Raw genomic sequence first — 15,916 nt, forward strand, 5'->3', positions numbered from 1 at the left:
ACTGTTCATGGGTATTCTTATCTGAATGGAGTCTCGTGTTGCTGTCGATTAAACATATCAAGCTTTCCACCCGAACAGCACTGCTATTTGGCGGCGGTCTTTTGATGATCCTCGGACTAAGCATCTCGCTGACTTGGTATTTTTTCCTGCGTGAAATCAATTCGTTAGAACTACAAGAAACTATTCAGACCAATCAACAGGCCCAGCAGACCATTCAGATTAAACTGAACGAGCTGGCAAAGCGCAGTTGTGATTGGGCTTTTTGGGATGAAACATTCAACCTCCTGACTCGTGGCGATCCCGGTTATCACGCCCGAAATCTCAATCCGGATTCCCTCAATAATAACGATGTTACCTTGATGGCCTTTTTCAATTTAAAAGGCGAGTATATTGATGGCGCGCAACTCAACGCTAAACACGATAAGAGCGAACCGCTTTCCGCACAAATTCTCCAGCAACTCTTATCCCCTCAAGGGATCGGGCAGCAATTTAATCAGTTACGCAGCCAACTTCATCCGGCACTAAAACCTTATGCGGGGATCATTTCACTCCAGGGCGCTCCTTTCCTGATTTCACTGGCTCCTGTTACTGCGGGCAATATGGAGACCGAAGTGGGTGGCTGGATGATTTGGGCACAACATATCCGTGAATTTTTCCCGGAACGTTACAAGTCGGTGCTGATGAATGATACGGCCTTGTTAGATATCAATCCAAACCAGCTTCCCCACCCTGTTTATGCAGATTTAATTACTGAGAAGCAGTCGTTTAGCCATCTGTTAACTGACGATACCATCTCGGTATTCAGCGTATTAAAAGATATCAATCAGCAACCTTCTGCAGTCATCAAGATCACCGCACCACGCGATTTTTATCAAAGCAGCAAAGAAGCATTACTGATACTGGCTTTTTCATGCCTTCTGGGCGGTGCGTTGATCAGCATGCTGTTTTTCAGCGAGTTGCGCCGCAGTCTGGGCACTCGCTTACATTTACTGGAAGACGGGCTAAAACGCTTACTACAAAATGATTTTTCCCAACCTCTCAATGTCGATGATAACCAAGATGAAATCGCTTTAGTGGGCAAAGTAGTCAATAAATTACTGGCAACCAAATTACAAACCAATGATGCATTGGAAGAGGTAGAGAATAAGTTCTATGCCGTCTACGAAAATGCTAATCAACCAATGCTGATCATTCATGACAAGCGCGTGTTAAGTGCTAATCAGGCTGCGGCTAATATGCTGGGTTATGACAGCATGGGGGATTTAATTGGTCGCCCACTCGAACAGTTATTGCATGACTCAGATAAGTCAGGTTCAGGCGATACGCTTTTTTATAAACGCCTCGCAGACAAAGAATACAATTTTGAATGGGATATCGTCGGACATCTAGGTTGGCTCGTGCCCTGTGAACTCGACATTACACCGATTGAGCATCGCCAACATCAAGCACTGCTGGTGTGTATGAATGATATCTCCGAACGCCGCCTGCACGAGAACAAGATCCGACGACTGGTCTTTAATGATAGCCTGACCGGTTTGTATAACCGCTATGCGCTGATACAACGGATGCAACCGACATTAAAACAGCTCAACGATCAACAACGGTTTGCCTTGTTATATATTAATTTGGATCGCTTCCGCGCAATCAACGATACCTTTGGACATGATATCGGGGACGGCGTCATTAAAGCCGTTGCGTTGCGCTTGGGTATGGAGAGTGATCCGCTCGGTACAAATACCTTAGCCCGGATTGCAGGCGATGAGTTTGTATTGTTCATACCGCAGATCAGCTCCGCCTACCAACCCGTTCGGTTAAGCCATGAGATTCAACGGCTATTGTTACACCCGCTGATCATTGATGGCGTGTCATTAGAGGTTTCCACCACGATCAGCGTTATCATCGGTGGCAAAGAATACGGCTCGGTTGAAGATGTTTTACGCTGTGCTGACTTTGCAATGAGCAAAGCCAAAAAACAAAACAAACGACTGCAAGTCTTCAGTCATCGAATGTATGAGGAAGCACTTGAGACACTGGCTATTCAACGAGACCTGCCATCGGCTATTCGCAATGCTCAGATTACGGCGGTTTTTCAACCCATCGTATCTTGTGTGAGTGGAGATATCGTCGGTTTTGAGGCACTGGCCCGTTGGCAGCATGATGAATTAGGCTCCATTTCACCCGCTCGCTTCATTCCTATGGCAGAAGAAAGCAATTTAATCGTGGAATTGGGCGAGCAAATATTGACCCAAGCCTGCCGATTTATCCGACATTTTAATTTAATGCGTAAAGAACAGGGACAACCCTTACTATCCGTTCATGTCAATTTCTCGGCACATCACTTTTCCAGTTCAACATTATTGAGCCATCTGGTCAGTACACTGGAAGCGACCAAACTCCACCCCCGGCATTTAGTCATTGAAATCACAGAAAGTATGTTGATTGAACGCCCGGCTCAATCAGTTAAACAAATGGAGCAGATCAAACAGCTTGGTGTCAATTTGGCCTTAGATGATTTTGGTACCGGTTATTCAGCACTCAATACACTCTGCCAATATCCTCTGGATATGGTCAAACTGGATCGTAGCTTTGTGCTACGCCTGATGGATGGAAAACAAGGTGAAATATTGGTACGAGCCATTATTAATATGGCCAAAGATTTAAACCTCGCCATGGTCGCCGAAGGTGTAGAAACACAAGAACAAATGCTAAAAATCAGGGAATTGGGCGTCACTGAAATCCAAGGTTTCTACTATTATCATCCAATGTCTGCCTCAGAGATATATTCATTATTGGCAACAAAAATGGAAATAGAGCCTTGTATATAAATTATCGGGATCTGGATTTATCTCTATTGGGTGTTAACTCATATCGCCAATAGACCCTTTAATTACTGCTATATGGCATTGTCGTTTCACGAACGACAATGCTCAACTCAGGTAGTTCCTCTATGTTTTTTTCTTCATGCTCTATCAACCCAATCAACGTATTAACCATTGCAATACCTGTTTCATAGATAGGTTGTCGCACAGTAGTCAGTGGTGGATTCGAGAAAGTTGAAAAAGGAAGATCATCGAAGCCAATCAATGAAACATCTTCAGGAACACGTAAGCCACACTGTTTTAACCCTAGAATAGCGCCATAACAGGTTTGATCATTTGCACAGAAGATTGCAGTAAACTTTTTACCGCTAGCAACCAACTGTTTAACCGCATTAAAGCCGCCGGCTTCAGCAAAATCACCCTGAACAACCAGCTCCGGATCATATCCAACACCTGAACTAACAAGAGCTTGTCTGTAGCCATTCAAACGTTCTATCGCATCATTCTGATCAGGCAACCCAATAATATGCGCAATTTGGCGGTGTCCCAGATCGAGCAGGTGGCGAGTTGCCATGTACCCACCCAACCGATTATTAATACTAAAGGTACGAACTCTTTCTGTATTAATAGTATGACCTGTAGCAACAATCGGTACCTGTTGCGAAAAATCAATTAACGCCTGCTGATTTACATGTCCAGTTAAAATAATAATACCGTCGACCCGTCGATCGATAAGTAGTTTTAATCGCTCAATTTCTTCATCTACATTCCAATGGCCGCTAGCGATAAGAGGAGCATACTTTGAGCCTTGCAAGGCATGCTCAATGCCTCTCAGCATCTCGTTGGAATATGGGCTATCCACATATTGAGTAATAACCCCCAACGTCATGGATTGTCCAGTTTTCAGATACTGCGCCATCAAATTAGGACGATAATTCAATTCGCGGATGGCTTCTTCAACCGCAAGACGTTTGCTTTCAGCAACTCTTGCCGAGCCATTCAATATTCTTGAAACAGTACTGGCTGATACTCCTGCCACGCGAGCGATATCATAGACAGTCGCTTGTTTATCCTGAACTGGCTTGGACATATCCCCCCCATGTGGACATCAAAAGGCTAGTGCTGACTAACCTTCCATCGAAAAATTGTTAAGAAATCGGCCCGTTAACATACACTTTTCCATTTGAAGCAACAAGTAAGGATACGTTATTACGGTAGCGCCTTAATCTATTGCTGCGCAGCAAAAAAAACATCTTGAGCGTGCGTGAATCCTGCTTTTTTTGCAGCCTGAACCAGCGCCAGTGCTTTTTCATATTCTTTTTTAGCGACGGCATCACGAATACGTTGATAATACCCCTGCTCACTCATCGGATTAACTGAACCTAAATTTGTTGCTACGGGGGATAAATATTGTTTGCTCGGCGCTGCAGTCGAATCAGTTTGATAATCAAAAGTTAAATGCAAACGCCCGGTTGCGGCATGAGGCACTTCCGAATTCAGGAATCGAGCGACATCGGTTGTCCGGTCATGCTGCATGGCTCTTTGTAAGACGTCAGGATTAATCTTGGTACTGCTTTGCATATCCTGAGTTGTTGTATATATCAGCATATATGCTGGACGCGATGAGCCGATAGTAACGGGAATGGTAAACTCACCTTGTAAATTCTGCCCTGCCATCAGCCCCTCACCTGTATTTGCAAATTTGGAGCTGGGCACGACCTGCAACGTCGCGAAGTTTTCATCCAATATCATGACACTCGGCAGAAACAGAGAAAAATCAATTGGCACCGTTAATTTGATATGTATCGCCTGCGACAGCGTCGGTAATGAGAAAGCAGTTACATAGCTTTTCCCTGTTTCAAATGAAAAAACCTGATTATTGGAACCAATTTGTATCCATTTATTTTCTTCGTTTAATGGCTGATACGTTAACTTGTTCAAGCTAGGAACTGCAGGGGTTTGCATCAATTGCTGCCTACCAACGATAGCCTGCTGTTGGAAGGAGCTGATCGGTTCTCTCGCTCCCAAAGAATGTCCCGACTCTAGGCCAGTACAACCGGTAGTCAGTAAACCAGCCAACAACAACCAACTCTGTTTGCTTTGTGTCATATCTGGATCCTTTAAAAATACGGGCCCCTTGGGGCCCGATATTATATTTACATTGGTTCCCTATTAACTCTACCACCACATATCCGCTTGAATACCAACCAGGAAGTCATCTCGACTATTGGCTTGTTCCCATGGCGTCTTGAAATTACGATGTACATATGTAGTTAAGAAACGAATTTCCGGTGAAGGCCCTGTACCGGTATTAACAGTGAAGGTTGGAACTATGCTTATCTTCCTAGAATCACTGCCTCGATCAACATTATCTACAATCAGGTTATTTTTCGTATACCCAACTTCAGTCTGTACTGAGAAGAACTGATTAATCGGGAACACAGGGCGCAGTGATGCAGAATACCAATAGTCATGGCCACCAAACTCATAGTCATTGTACTGATAAGATAAAGTTGGCAGCATTTGCACCTTAGCACCATACCACCCACCCCACGCGAACAAACGATAGGACTGGTCGCCTTCCTTTACCTTTGACTGATAAGGCTTATAGCCGTCAGCTTGATCCTGAACAGTTTTCTGATACAAAGAGCCCTTGCGATACATAGACGTATTCGTCAACGTCGCTCCCAGTAAATCACCAGAGCCTAATCCGCGACCCGTTTGGGCAATAAATTTGGAAAAACCGCCAGGCATAAAGAAGAAATCATCACGCGAATAAATGGCGGTCCCTTCTATACCTTTAGTGGCGTACTGATTGCTATCACCCGTGAAAGTATTATCTGGCATTTGCTTTAATGCGACTTCCAGATCCCAATTACCGTATTTAGCACTCGAATGCAGAGTATGCATAATGGCTGAAGTACCATCGGTACGATCACTGTGGTCGGTATCATTACTGCTGATATATGCGAAATCCCATTTACCACCTGCGATTTCCTGATTTTCCAGACCGACCCCGGTACCAGAGTAATCGGTATAAAAATAATCGGTGGTGAAAATATAGTTTTCGCGATCGTAGTAGCGCATACCGCCCCACATCGTACCCGTTGGTGTGATCCCGCCTAATTCAACATAAGTTTGAGAAACGCCAGACCCTCTTGGCGCTGCTCGGGTCTGTAATCCATCTGTATCAGACTCAAGCTCAAAGTGAATATTCGCTGACTTACCACCATCGAGATCCCACTTTTTACTCAGTTCGCCGTTCCAACTATTATCGACTTCAGCGCCAAGGCGCCCCATCGTCTTATCCATCTCACCCGCATAACCCACTTTAGAGTAATTGTCTTTGGCATCAAACATCGATCCGGCACGGATATAACCATTAAAAATAGTGTCTTCTGATGCCATAGACAGTGTTGGTAATGCTAATCCACAGCAGGCACCAACGATTAATGCTACATATTTCAATTTCATTTAATCCCCCTAGGAATAAAAATGTTATACACAGCCACCACGATGGACAGTGGCAGCCGCATTAATTAAGGAACGATCTGAGTGCAAGGTGAATTAGCGTCGAAGCCGCTAGGTAAGGCTGATTTCAGCGCCACATTAGTAAACGCAAACTGAAGCCCAGACATGGAATCCCATGCTCCAGCCATATACAGAGCTTTCTGCACAGAGCTTGTATTGGCGGCAGGGATTAAAGAAGCAACAGGCAGAGTACAGCGATACCAGTTACCGTCTGCTGGCACTTTTCCGCTATCCATCGTAAAAAATGTGCCGTAGTCAGGACCAGCGGTACCATCCATCCGGATCTGGATATTAGGCGAAGCCCCATAACTAGATACTTTCAGATCGAGCGTCATGGCACCGTTTTGATATGCGGAAAGATCTGAATTGGCGGTATCAGATCCTAGGAACACACCACCATTCCCAGGGAAATCAGCAGTAACAATCTGTCCAGCATCGGTTACCGTCCCACCAAAACTATTAAGCGGGTAGGTACTGGATAGATCGGTGGCTAGGCTTTTATCGCCGGAGTAATAAATCGCTGCATCGCCTGCTGCAAGCGCAGGTGCTTGATTAACGCCTGAGCCGCTGCTGGTACTGGCTGATTTACATGTCACAGGATCAACGACAGGCGTGTTGGTAGAGCTCAATGTGTATTTCACATTGGTAATTTCGTAATTAAATGCTTGGTTAGTATCTAAAAAGAACGGGGTGTGAACAGAAGCCAGATTTACAGCGGTTGCACCTGGATACGGCGACATACAACTGATTGGTACCGTCAGCGTTTCCCAATTTCCTGTGCCTTTCACTGCAGTAGCTATAGGCAAACTGCTTCGATTGGGATATTCGTTATCGATAGAAACCGAAAGTTGCTGAGGAACAGAGCTCTTCGCCCGTAATTGAAACTCAATGAAACCAGACGCATATTTACTAAGATCAATGGGGGTATCTGATTTCAACATGAAAGTACCCGTACCATTGCCGGTTACTTGAACGTCAGCCGCATCACTGGTGCCAGCATTATTGATGAGCACCGCACCAATACTGGCTAAAGATAGTTGTGTCGTTGTTACAGGCTTAACATCCCAATTATCCATTTCAGACTGAATTCTGGGGGTTGTGATTGTCGATGCGCCAACACCAAACAACTGCAGTGAACCATCGCCGCCATTAGGAGGCGTTACCCCTCCACCATTGCTGGTACTAGGCGAATTTATATTCGAGCCACCACCACAAGCACTGAGCAAGATGGCTGCAAACGACCATGCCAAAAGTCCTTTTTTTGTTTCGTTCATATTGACCTCCTAAAATCAATGGGAAAATTATCTCATCGTGGTGGCAATACATCTCAAACAGCACCATGAAATCGATATCAAAGAAAAAGCAATTAAGCCGATTTTCATGAAATCGATTTCTAGAGCAAGTTTTTTCAATTTTAAAGTGTGTAATTCGTGCTAACAATCACAAAATCATTTGATATAAATTTTGAAAAAAACTTAATTTGACGAATGATGACAACGGTGACAGAACAAACCACTAAAATAAAAAACATTATTTTTCATGCTGTTATATTTATTGTTAAATTCGATATTCTTTTGAAACCCTAAAGTTCGGTTCTAAATTTTTTAATGGAAAATACAGCTCACAATCCCCAAATGACGATGGAAATACGTTTATTAAAAACAATTCAAGCTGAAGGATTGCTGCAAATTTGATATCGATTTCAATTTCATTCGAGATGTGACTTTTAGACGGTCAAATGAAGTCTTTTGGATGGAAAAATGAGGAAAAGAAATGGCAGATCAGCATCACAGTTCGTTAGCAAAAACAGCAAAACGACCGCAGCTTCTATATGTCAGGCTTGTCTATTAATACATTTGATTTATAAGATATTGAGAGAAGGCTTCAATATAAACGTACCATCAGGGGGAAGCATGAAATCAACATCATCTTTTTTTAAGCTGTTATTCATGATGTTGATTTTTATCACTGAAGTACAAGCGACAACATTGACTATTGCGTCATATCCTAATTTTGATGAGGCTATTCGAGCAGCGATTCCTCGCTACGAAAAGTTACATCCTGAAATTAATATTCGCTTGGTCTCTCTATCATTTTATGACCATCACAATGCGATGACTTCGGCCTTAGCTACCGGAGCTGGTCTACCTGATGTTATGGGGCTAGAACAAGGCTTTATTGGTCGTTTTGTAAATTCCGGTGGACTTGAAGAACTGAGTGCACCACCTTATAACGCTCTTCAATATCAGCATCTTTTTGTTCCTTACACTATAGTGCAAGCTCAAAATGACCGAGGTAAATTGTTTGCGATGCCGGCAGATATTGGTCCTGGCTCTCTATTTTATCGGCAAGACCTATTAGCCAAGGCCGGTATTTCGATTGCTGATATGACAAAATCCTGGAATGGATTTATCAATGCAGGCACCAAATTAAAACAACAATCTATCTATTTAGTCGCGAATGCCAGTGATTTGAAAGATATATATATTCGAATCGGACTGAAACCAGGAGAAGGAATATATTTCAATCAAGCAGGAGAATGCTTAGTACGCAGTGAACGTTTCGTTCGTGCGTTTACCTTAGCTAAGCAGGTTCGTGATCTTGGTCTCGATGGTCGTTTGCAAATATGGAGTAATGAGTGGGCAGAAGCTATTCGACGAGGACGAGTAGCGACTCAGATGATGGGCGCTTGGTTTGCAGGTCATTTATCCAGCTGGATTGCACCTGAAAGCTCGGGCTTGTGGAGAGTCAGCCAGCTACCTGAACACTCTTATGCCAGTTGGGGCGGCTCTTTTTACGCAATCCCCAAAGCTGCTGCACATAAATCTGAAGCATGGGATTTTATTCAATTTATGACATTGGATCAGTCTATGCAGCAAGAGGCGTTCAAGAAACTTGATGCTTTCCCCGCACTATTGAGTGCACAACAAACCCCGCATTTAGATGAACCGATTAGCTATCTTGGTCAACAAAAAGCACGCTTAGTCTGGAAAGATGCCGCAGATCATATGCCCGTAATTATGACCCACAAATATGACGCACTTGCCGCAGAAGTCATCCGAAAGCAAATGGATCTTGTGCTTGATGACAACAAAAATATCGCAGAAGCACTCGCTGATGCCGAGCAGCAAATTGTTCATAAGGTCAAACGCTAATGCAAGAAGGTACAACGCCACAACGATGCCTCATCGCTAAGCAAGTCAAATGGATTCCATATATTTATTTGTCCCCATTTATAATTTTATTTTCCATTTTTGGTCTCTATCCAATGCTATTTTCTGCATGGATTTCACTGCACAGCTGGGTATTAGGTTCGTCCTTGGATCAAATGAAATGGGTGGGATTACATAATTTTAAGTATGTATTAACTGATGAATGGTTTTATCACGCTTTATATAATACGGTATGGTTAAGCTTGATAGCCGGAATACCTCAGCATGCCATCGCACTCCCCCTGGCGACCCGACTCTTTCAAATGACGCCTCAGAAACGCCATATTTTACTTTGTTTTTATTTTCTTCCATTTATTACCTCCTCTGTTGCTATTTCTCTAGTATTCAATTCTATTTTTTCGCGCGATTTTGGTCTGTTAAACCAATTATTAGCAATGCTACATGATTGGAAATTCATAGGGTTCAAGCCTCTAAACTGGTTATTTCCTGCATCGGCTATAGATTGGCAAGATTCTTCACATATCCGCTGGGTCATTGCATTTGTCGTTTTCTGGCGTTATGTCGGTTGGAATACCCTTCTGTATCTTTCTGCTATGAAAACCATTCCAAAGGAATTATTTGATGCTGCAGAACTAGATGGAGCCGGATTCTGGCAGCAACTGCGACACGTTATTTTACCAACACTCAAGCCAATGATTTTATTAGCATTAACATTAAGCCTGATTGGGAATTTTCAACTATTTGAAGAACCATTTATTCTAACGTCTGGAACGGGTGGCTCAGGGCAAGCAGGGCAAACACTCGCGATGTATTTATACACAACAGCTTTTGCAGAAGGTGATTTTACTGCCGCATCTGCAACAGCCTGGTTGTTATTTATAATTCTATTTTCGCTATGCAACCTAACCCGTCGCATTAGCATCAAAAATGACTTATGAACTATATAAAGAAAATAAAATTATCTGTATTGCTGATCAATTTTATTATTTGGTTGAGTGCGATATTAATGGTCTTACCATTCTGGTTTATGTTGGTGTTTTCGACACATAATGAACACAGCATTTTTTCCGTTCCACCACCATTTTGGTTCGGTGATGCGCTTGGTGAAAATCTGCAACAGTTATTAAACCGCATTCCTTATTTATGGCATAATATATCTAATAGCCTTTATATCGCCTTAGTAACGACCATATTAAATCTTGTATTCTGTTCGTTGGCTGGCAGCGCCTTCGCTTTGTATTCTTTTAAAGGGAAAAATTTTTTATTTAGCCTAGTTATCAGCACTATGCTTTTACCCGCCTTCTTAAATATAATTCCAAATGCATTAATTATAGCCATGTTCGGATGGTTTAACGAACCGAAGGCATTATATATCCCTGCCGCTTGCAGTGCTTTTGGCATATTTTTGATGCGACAATATATTGAGCAGGCCATACCCAATGAAGTCATTGAAGCAGCTCGACTTGATGGTTGTAGTGAGTGGGGGCTTTATCGTCACATAATTTTGCCGTTAATAAAACCCGCTCTATTTACTCTCGCCTTGCTAACTTTTATCGCATCTTGGAATAATTTTATGGCACCGTTAGTGGTATTGCATGATATGGAAAGTTATACACTGCCATTGGCTTTACGAGCACTACAAGGTGTAGGGGTTGTTCCTTGGGGAGCGATTTGTGCGGGATCAGCTATTGCAATTATACCTTTAATTTTATTGTTTATATTCACTTCCCACCATCTGATTGATCGACTATATAAATAAAAAGCATCTAATTAAAAATGAGGAGTAAAATACTCCTCGTTGTTTATTCATTAAATGTTTTACTCCCATGGAGTGACAACGACAGAAGCATATTTAGCATATGCAGGGAGCCCATTGTAATTGCTCGGAGGAAATGTTGGGTTAGCACTAATCCAGTTATTAACAAATAACTGCATATAGCTGGTGACAGGTTTATCTGCCCGACGAACCGTAACCCACTTATTCGCAGTACGACTGAAAACTTGCCAGGTCACTCCTGCCTCATCAATATTGAAAGCGTAGCGTTCCATATTCCAGATAGCCATTCCATATTGCCCTAAGTTAATATCTTGAGGGTACTGTTGTCCCTGGATCCAGACATTGGTATGCAGTAGGTTTGTTCCACCCATCAACTCAATATCAACTTCATAGTGGGTACTCGTGCCAGCTTCACCTGTATAGGTAAAGAAAGAACTAATCGTTCCGGGAACCGCACCAGCCTGCATTTGGACTTCATAACGACCTCTGCGCGTGTAGTTGTAAGTTCTCATCTCAGCGCAACTTTTGTTACCATTTTCAGACTTTGCATTCAGGATCGCGAGATTAGATTCCATCCAAACATTCGCTGCTCGCCACGTACAATCAAATTCAGAACCTCCATTACGCCACCCATCAGAAAGTTGCCAATCAATATTACTCCACTCCCATGCAGCAGCCTGATTCGTATATAAGCTGCCAGTTAGCAAAATCGCTGATACAACTCCTGTAATTCGACTCATTCCTACACTCCACAGTTTCAATTAGTTATTTACCAGAGAGAATGGAACTATAGTTGGGTATTTCTATGAAAACCTGTATTGAAATCGAATCATTTAAATTTCATGAAAATGAATTCTCATGAAAAACAATTTCAAAAACAAACATCATCATCATCAAAAAATGAAAGCGATAAAAATTACATTACTTGCACCATCAAAAACAAACATATAATTAATAAGGTTAGCCATGTGATGGCTTAAAATTAATTTATTGAATTGCAATTATTGGATATGAAATATAAATAAAAAACCACCGCACAGGGCGGTGGAAATGACGACGTTCAAACTGGACAACACTAATAACTACTGAGCCTGACGACGATAAAGCTCGACCAGTTCAGTAACTAATTCTCGACATAAAATAGATGTCATTAAATGATCTTGAGCATGAACCATGACCAAGGTCATTTTGGTTTTACCTTCACCCTCGTCATCCTCGATTAATTTTGTTTGCACTGCGTGTGCAGCCTTGCCGGCTTCTATCGCTTCAGCCAGTAAACCATCCGCTTCAGTAAACATTCCGGCTCGGGCCTGACGTAAAGCTTCAAAACAGAGACTGCGGGATTGTCCTGCGTTAACAATAATTCCCATTACTGCTTCTTCAAGATCTAACATTGACGACTCCTTAAAAACCGTTATTTCGTGAAACATCAGCAAACCATTCGCCGCTTTTTTTAACTGTCCTTTTCTGTGTTTCAAGATCCAGACTAATGAAGCCATAGCGGTTTTTATAAGCATTCATCCAAGACCAATTATCAATAAACGTCCACAGATGATAACCGCGGCAATGACAGCCTTCGGAAATGGCAGTGTGGATCCATTGAAGATGTCCTTTAATGAAATCAATCCGATAGTCATCTTTCACCTGACCATCTTCTGCAATGAAACGACATTCACCTTCAACACCCATACCATTTTCAGATATATAGCTGGGGATATTTCCATAATTGTCACGCAGATTAATTAATATGTCGTAAATACCACGTTCATATATTTCCCATCCCCGATAAGGATTCATTTTTCGGCCCGGCATTTCATAATTTTCAAAGAAGAAATCCGGCATAAATGGTGCGCAGGGATTAATCGCATTCATCCGCGCTTGAACTCGGCGAGGTTGGTAATAATTAATCCCCAGCAAATCAATTTTCCCTGCAGCTAACAGCTCTTTATCACCGCTGCGATACTCGGGTATCTGGTTATATTCGCGCAGAATTTCAATGAGTTCTTCTGGATAACAACCTTTCACCGCTGGATCAAGGAATGCGCGATTGAAGAACAAATCAGCGACAAACGAAGCTTTCAAGTCTGCCGGATTCGAAGATCGCGGATAGGATGGCGTCAGATTCAATACAATCCCGATCTTGCCAGACAATGCGAGCGAGCGATAACATTTCACGGCTGAACTGTGCGCCAGCATCATGTGATAAGCCACTTGAGCTGCGCGTCGGAAATCGACCTGATTCGGGTAATGGAAGTCATATAAATACCCCCCTTCCACAACCACGACGGGTTCATTGAATGTCATCCAGCAAGCAACACGATCGCCAAACAGGTTAAAACAGATTTCCGCGTATTCCGCGTAAGCATCGACGATATCGCGATTTTCCCATCCACCCAGCTCTTGCCAATACATCGGCATATCAAAATGAAAGAGCCCAATAAATGGTTGGATATTTTTAGCCAATAACTCATCAATCACATTGTTATAGAAGGCAACAGCTTCTTGGTTAATGTTTTTACCATCCGGCATCAAACGAGCCCAAGAAATGGAGGTTCGGAAACTGTTGTGTCCTATTTGCTCCATAAGCGCGATATCGTCTTTATATCGCTCATAGAACGTTGAGGTATCAGCAGGGCCAATCTGATTGTGAAAACGATTTGGTTCCGTTTTAAACCAGTGATCCCAAATTGTTGGTGCTTTACCACCCTGTGTGGCGGCGCCTTCCGATTGAGCTGCTGATGACGCACTTCCCCACCAAAACCCCTCAGGGAATTTATATTGCATTAACCTTTCCTCATTAAATCCGGCTGCAAGCCGCATATTGCCCGCAGCCAGTAATACTTAAGCCTGACTTGGTGTAGCGCTCATGTCTTCATCTTCTACTTGAGCGTTATCGGTATCCTGTTGCAGCAGCGTTTTTTCATAAGCGCGTACGAACGGGTAATACATCAATGCAGCAACGGCCATACAGATGAAGCACATGATGACTGGACTTAGTGCCCAATTGGTAGACCATGCAGCGCCAATCGGAGCTGGCGTCGTCCACGCCGTCAACATGACAACTTTAGCCACTAAATCAAATTTCACCGCAAACCAAGCCAGAACCGCATTGACCATTGGAACCAGGATAAATGGCAGGAAAAAGATAGGATTCATGATGATTGGGGCGCCAAATAAGATTGGTTCATTGATATTGAACAAACCCGGTACCACACCCATGCGTGCAATAGTCCGCAGATGTACAGCCCGGCTGCGCATCAGCAGAAATGCCAGTGGTAAAGTGGAACCAACACCACCGATAAACAGAAAATGATCCCAGAAAGCAGGCAAGAAAGTATGAGGAATTGGTTGGCCGGCAGCCAATGCTGCTTGGTTTGCAGCTAAATTTGCCAACCAGAATGGATTCATGATGCCTGTTACAATCATGGTGCCATGAATACCCGCAAACCAAAGCACCTGACAAACCAGAAGCGCCAGTAACACAGCAGGCAGACTATCAGACGCGGCAACCAGTGGTTTAAGCATATGCATGATCGCTTCTGGCAGAATCATACCCGTCGTATGCTGCAGCCACAGATTCAATGGATGCAAAGTTAAGATAATCGCCAGAACAGGGATCAGTACTTCAAACGAACGCGCGACACCCGTTGGCACCTGAGACGGTAAACGGATAGTAATGTTGTTGCGCTTTAGCCAGGCATAAACTTCCGTTGAATAGATAGAGCAAATCAACGCCGTAAAAATACCTTGGCCTGAGAAATATTGTGTCGATATGGCGCCATCTTTATAGGGTGCAGCGACCAACATAAACGACATCAGTGAGAGTAGCCCAGTCGTGATGGGGTCTAATGAATACTGACGACCTAAACTTGATGCAACGCCGACAGAAATGAAGATCGTCATCAACCCCATGCTCATGTTGAATGGCAACATCAGCTCATTACGATAGGTATTTGAAAAATCAAGCCAAGCCCGAGCAAATCCCCACGTGGTTTCGTTCGAGATCGGCGGAAAAATAAATACCAACATGAAACTGCCTACGATCAAGAATGGTAAAGCAGCAACGAAACCATCACGGATAGACAGAACATAACGCTGTTGACCCAGTTTTCCTGCAAATGGGCCAATTCGTTGTTCAATCAGACCGACTAGCATGTTATAGAGTGAATTCATCGTTTTTCCTATTCCTTGCTAACCTAATTAACCAATCAGAGATAAGGCAAAATCCAGTACCTTATCGCCCCGTTGCATGCCGTAATCCATCATGCCGATCGGTTCAACCTTGATGCCATGCGTAGATGCTTTGGCTTGTAATTCTGGTTGCATGTACTTAATTTGAGGCCCCAGTAATACCACCTGATACTTGGGCATTTGTTCATCAAATTCCGCCGCACCAAACGCTTTTATCTCTGCTGCTAAACCTCGCTTTTCGGCTTCAACAACCATTTTTTTCACGAGCAGACTGGTCGACATGCCAGCAGAGCAACACAACATAATTTTCTTCATGAACACACCTCCTTACGAAATTGAATGCAATATAGAACGCCTCCCCATTTCATGAAATCGATTTCACATTTTCAAGATGTGAATTGTGACACCGATCACCCCATATAAAT

Annotated in this window: 13 protein-coding genes; 4 read left to right on the top strand and 9 right to left on the bottom strand. The window is 43.1% G+C overall.

The genetic code is table 11. The features are described from left to right. Positions 1-38 precede the first annotated feature (38 nt). Entirely contained in the window at positions 39-2,825 is a 2,787-nt protein-coding gene (locus H027_RS0106105; RefSeq protein WP_152536696.1) for a bifunctional diguanylate cyclase/phosphodiesterase, read from the top strand. Between the two features lie 58 nt (positions 2,826-2,883). Here H027_RS0106105 and H027_RS0106110 read toward each other — a convergent pair whose 3' ends face one another. The 4 genes from H027_RS0106110 to H027_RS0106125 form a co-directional block, all read right to left on the bottom strand. Further along, the gene (locus H027_RS0106110) at positions 2,884-3,909 is read right to left on the bottom strand and encodes a LacI family DNA-binding transcriptional regulator (RefSeq protein ID WP_024871609.1); all 1,026 of its coding nucleotides are present in this window, start codon (positions 3,907-3,909) and stop codon (positions 2,884-2,886) included. A 137-nt stretch (positions 3,910-4,046) separates the two neighbouring features. Next, positions 4,047-4,928 (bottom strand): MalM family protein, encoded by an 882-nt coding sequence (locus tag H027_RS0106115; protein ID WP_024871610.1) that lies wholly within the window; start codon positions 4,926-4,928, stop codon positions 4,047-4,049. Between the two features lie 69 nt (positions 4,929-4,997). Then, the gene (locus tag H027_RS0106120; RefSeq protein ID WP_024871611.1) at positions 4,998-6,293 is read right to left on the bottom strand and encodes a carbohydrate porin; all 1,296 of its coding nucleotides are present in this window, start codon (positions 6,291-6,293) and stop codon (positions 4,998-5,000) included. Positions 6,294-6,358: 65 nt separating this feature from the next. Continuing rightward, positions 6,359-7,624 carry a putative glycoside hydrolase gene (locus H027_RS0106125; protein WP_024871612.1) on the bottom strand — a complete coding sequence of 422 codons (1,266 nt, stop codon included), beginning with the start codon at positions 7,622-7,624 and terminating at the stop codon, positions 6,359-6,361. Positions 7,625-8,263: 639 nt separating this feature from the next. Between H027_RS0106125 and H027_RS0106130 the strand changes: the two genes are divergently transcribed. The 3 genes from H027_RS0106130 to H027_RS0106140 are packed head-to-tail and all read left to right on the top strand — an operon-like array spanning position 8,264 to position 11,282. Beyond that, the gene (locus H027_RS0106130; protein WP_024871613.1) at positions 8,264-9,505 is read left to right on the top strand and encodes an ABC transporter substrate-binding protein; all 1,242 of its coding nucleotides are present in this window, start codon (positions 8,264-8,266) and stop codon (positions 9,503-9,505) included. Further along, positions 9,505-10,461, top strand: coding sequence for a carbohydrate ABC transporter permease (locus H027_RS0106135; protein ID WP_024871614.1), 957 nt, complete (start codon positions 9,505-9,507; stop codon positions 10,459-10,461). The genes H027_RS0106130 and H027_RS0106135 overlap by 1 nt, the downstream gene beginning before the upstream one ends. After that, on the top strand, positions 10,458-11,282 hold the full coding sequence (locus H027_RS0106140) for a carbohydrate ABC transporter permease (protein WP_024871615.1): 825 nt from the start codon (positions 10,458-10,460) through the stop codon (positions 11,280-11,282). The genes H027_RS0106135 and H027_RS0106140 overlap by 4 nt, the downstream gene beginning before the upstream one ends. A gap of 59 nt (positions 11,283-11,341) precedes the next feature. Here the strand turns inward: H027_RS0106140 and H027_RS18280 are convergent, their stop codons facing one another. From H027_RS18280 to H027_RS0106165, 5 genes are all read right to left on the bottom strand, one after another. Next, positions 11,342-12,040, bottom strand: a complete 699-nt coding sequence (locus H027_RS18280; RefSeq protein WP_024871616.1) for a family 16 glycosylhydrolase — start codon at positions 12,038-12,040, stop codon at positions 11,342-11,344. 342 nt (positions 12,041-12,382) lie between these two features. Further along, entirely contained in the window at positions 12,383-12,694 is a 312-nt protein-coding gene (locus H027_RS0106150; RefSeq protein WP_024871617.1) for a PTS lactose/cellobiose transporter subunit IIA, read from the bottom strand. 10 nt (positions 12,695-12,704) lie between these two features. Next, positions 12,705-14,084 carry a glycoside hydrolase family 1 protein gene (locus H027_RS0106155; protein WP_024871618.1) on the bottom strand — a complete coding sequence of 460 codons (1,380 nt, stop codon included), beginning with the start codon at positions 14,082-14,084 and terminating at the stop codon, positions 12,705-12,707. Between the two features lie 57 nt (positions 14,085-14,141). Next, positions 14,142-15,473, bottom strand: a complete 1,332-nt coding sequence (locus tag H027_RS0106160) for a PTS sugar transporter subunit IIC (protein ID WP_024871619.1) — start codon at positions 15,471-15,473, stop codon at positions 14,142-14,144. Positions 15,474-15,500: 27 nt separating this feature from the next. Next, positions 15,501-15,806 (bottom strand): PTS sugar transporter subunit IIB, encoded by a 306-nt coding sequence (locus H027_RS0106165; RefSeq protein WP_024871620.1) that lies wholly within the window; start codon positions 15,804-15,806, stop codon positions 15,501-15,503. Between the last annotated feature and the right edge of the window lie 110 nt (positions 15,807-15,916).

This window comes from Tolumonas lignilytica (assembly GCF_000527035.1).
GTDB lineage: Bacteria > Pseudomonadota > Gammaproteobacteria > Enterobacterales > Aeromonadaceae > Tolumonas > Tolumonas lignilytica.

Bases quoted from the DNA above. Each gene is read 5' to 3' on its own strand.
- H027_RS0106110 (WP_024871609.1), bottom strand. From the start codon at position 3,909: ATGTCCAAGCCAGTTCAGGATAAACAAGCGACTGTCTATGATATCGCT.
- H027_RS0106115 (WP_024871610.1), bottom strand. From the start codon at position 4,928: ATGACACAAAGCAAACAGAGTTGGTTGTTGTTGGCTGGTTTACTGACT.
- H027_RS0106120 (WP_024871611.1), bottom strand. From the start codon at position 6,293: ATGAAATTGAAATATGTAGCATTAATCGTTGGTGCCTGCTGTGGATTA.
- H027_RS0106125 (WP_024871612.1), bottom strand. From the start codon at position 7,624: ATGAACGAAACAAAAAAAGGACTTTTGGCATGGTCGTTTGCAGCCATC.
- H027_RS0106130 (WP_024871613.1), top strand. From the start codon at position 8,264: ATGAAATCAACATCATCTTTTTTTAAGCTGTTATTCATGATGTTGATT.
- H027_RS0106135 (WP_024871614.1), top strand. From the start codon at position 9,505: ATGCAAGAAGGTACAACGCCACAACGATGCCTCATCGCTAAGCAAGTC.
- H027_RS0106140 (WP_024871615.1), top strand. From the start codon at position 10,458: ATGAACTATATAAAGAAAATAAAATTATCTGTATTGCTGATCAATTTT.
- H027_RS18280 (WP_024871616.1), bottom strand. From the start codon at position 12,040: ATGAGTCGAATTACAGGAGTTGTATCAGCGATTTTGCTAACTGGCAGC.
- H027_RS0106150 (WP_024871617.1), bottom strand. From the start codon at position 12,694: ATGTTAGATCTTGAAGAAGCAGTAATGGGAATTATTGTTAACGCAGGA.
- H027_RS0106155 (WP_024871618.1), bottom strand. From the start codon at position 14,084: ATGCAATATAAATTCCCTGAGGGGTTTTGGTGGGGAAGTGCGTCATCA.
- H027_RS0106160 (WP_024871619.1), bottom strand. From the start codon at position 15,473: ATGAATTCACTCTATAACATGCTAGTCGGTCTGATTGAACAACGAATT.
- H027_RS0106165 (WP_024871620.1), bottom strand. From the start codon at position 15,806: ATGAAGAAAATTATGTTGTGTTGCTCTGCTGGCATGTCGACCAGTCTG.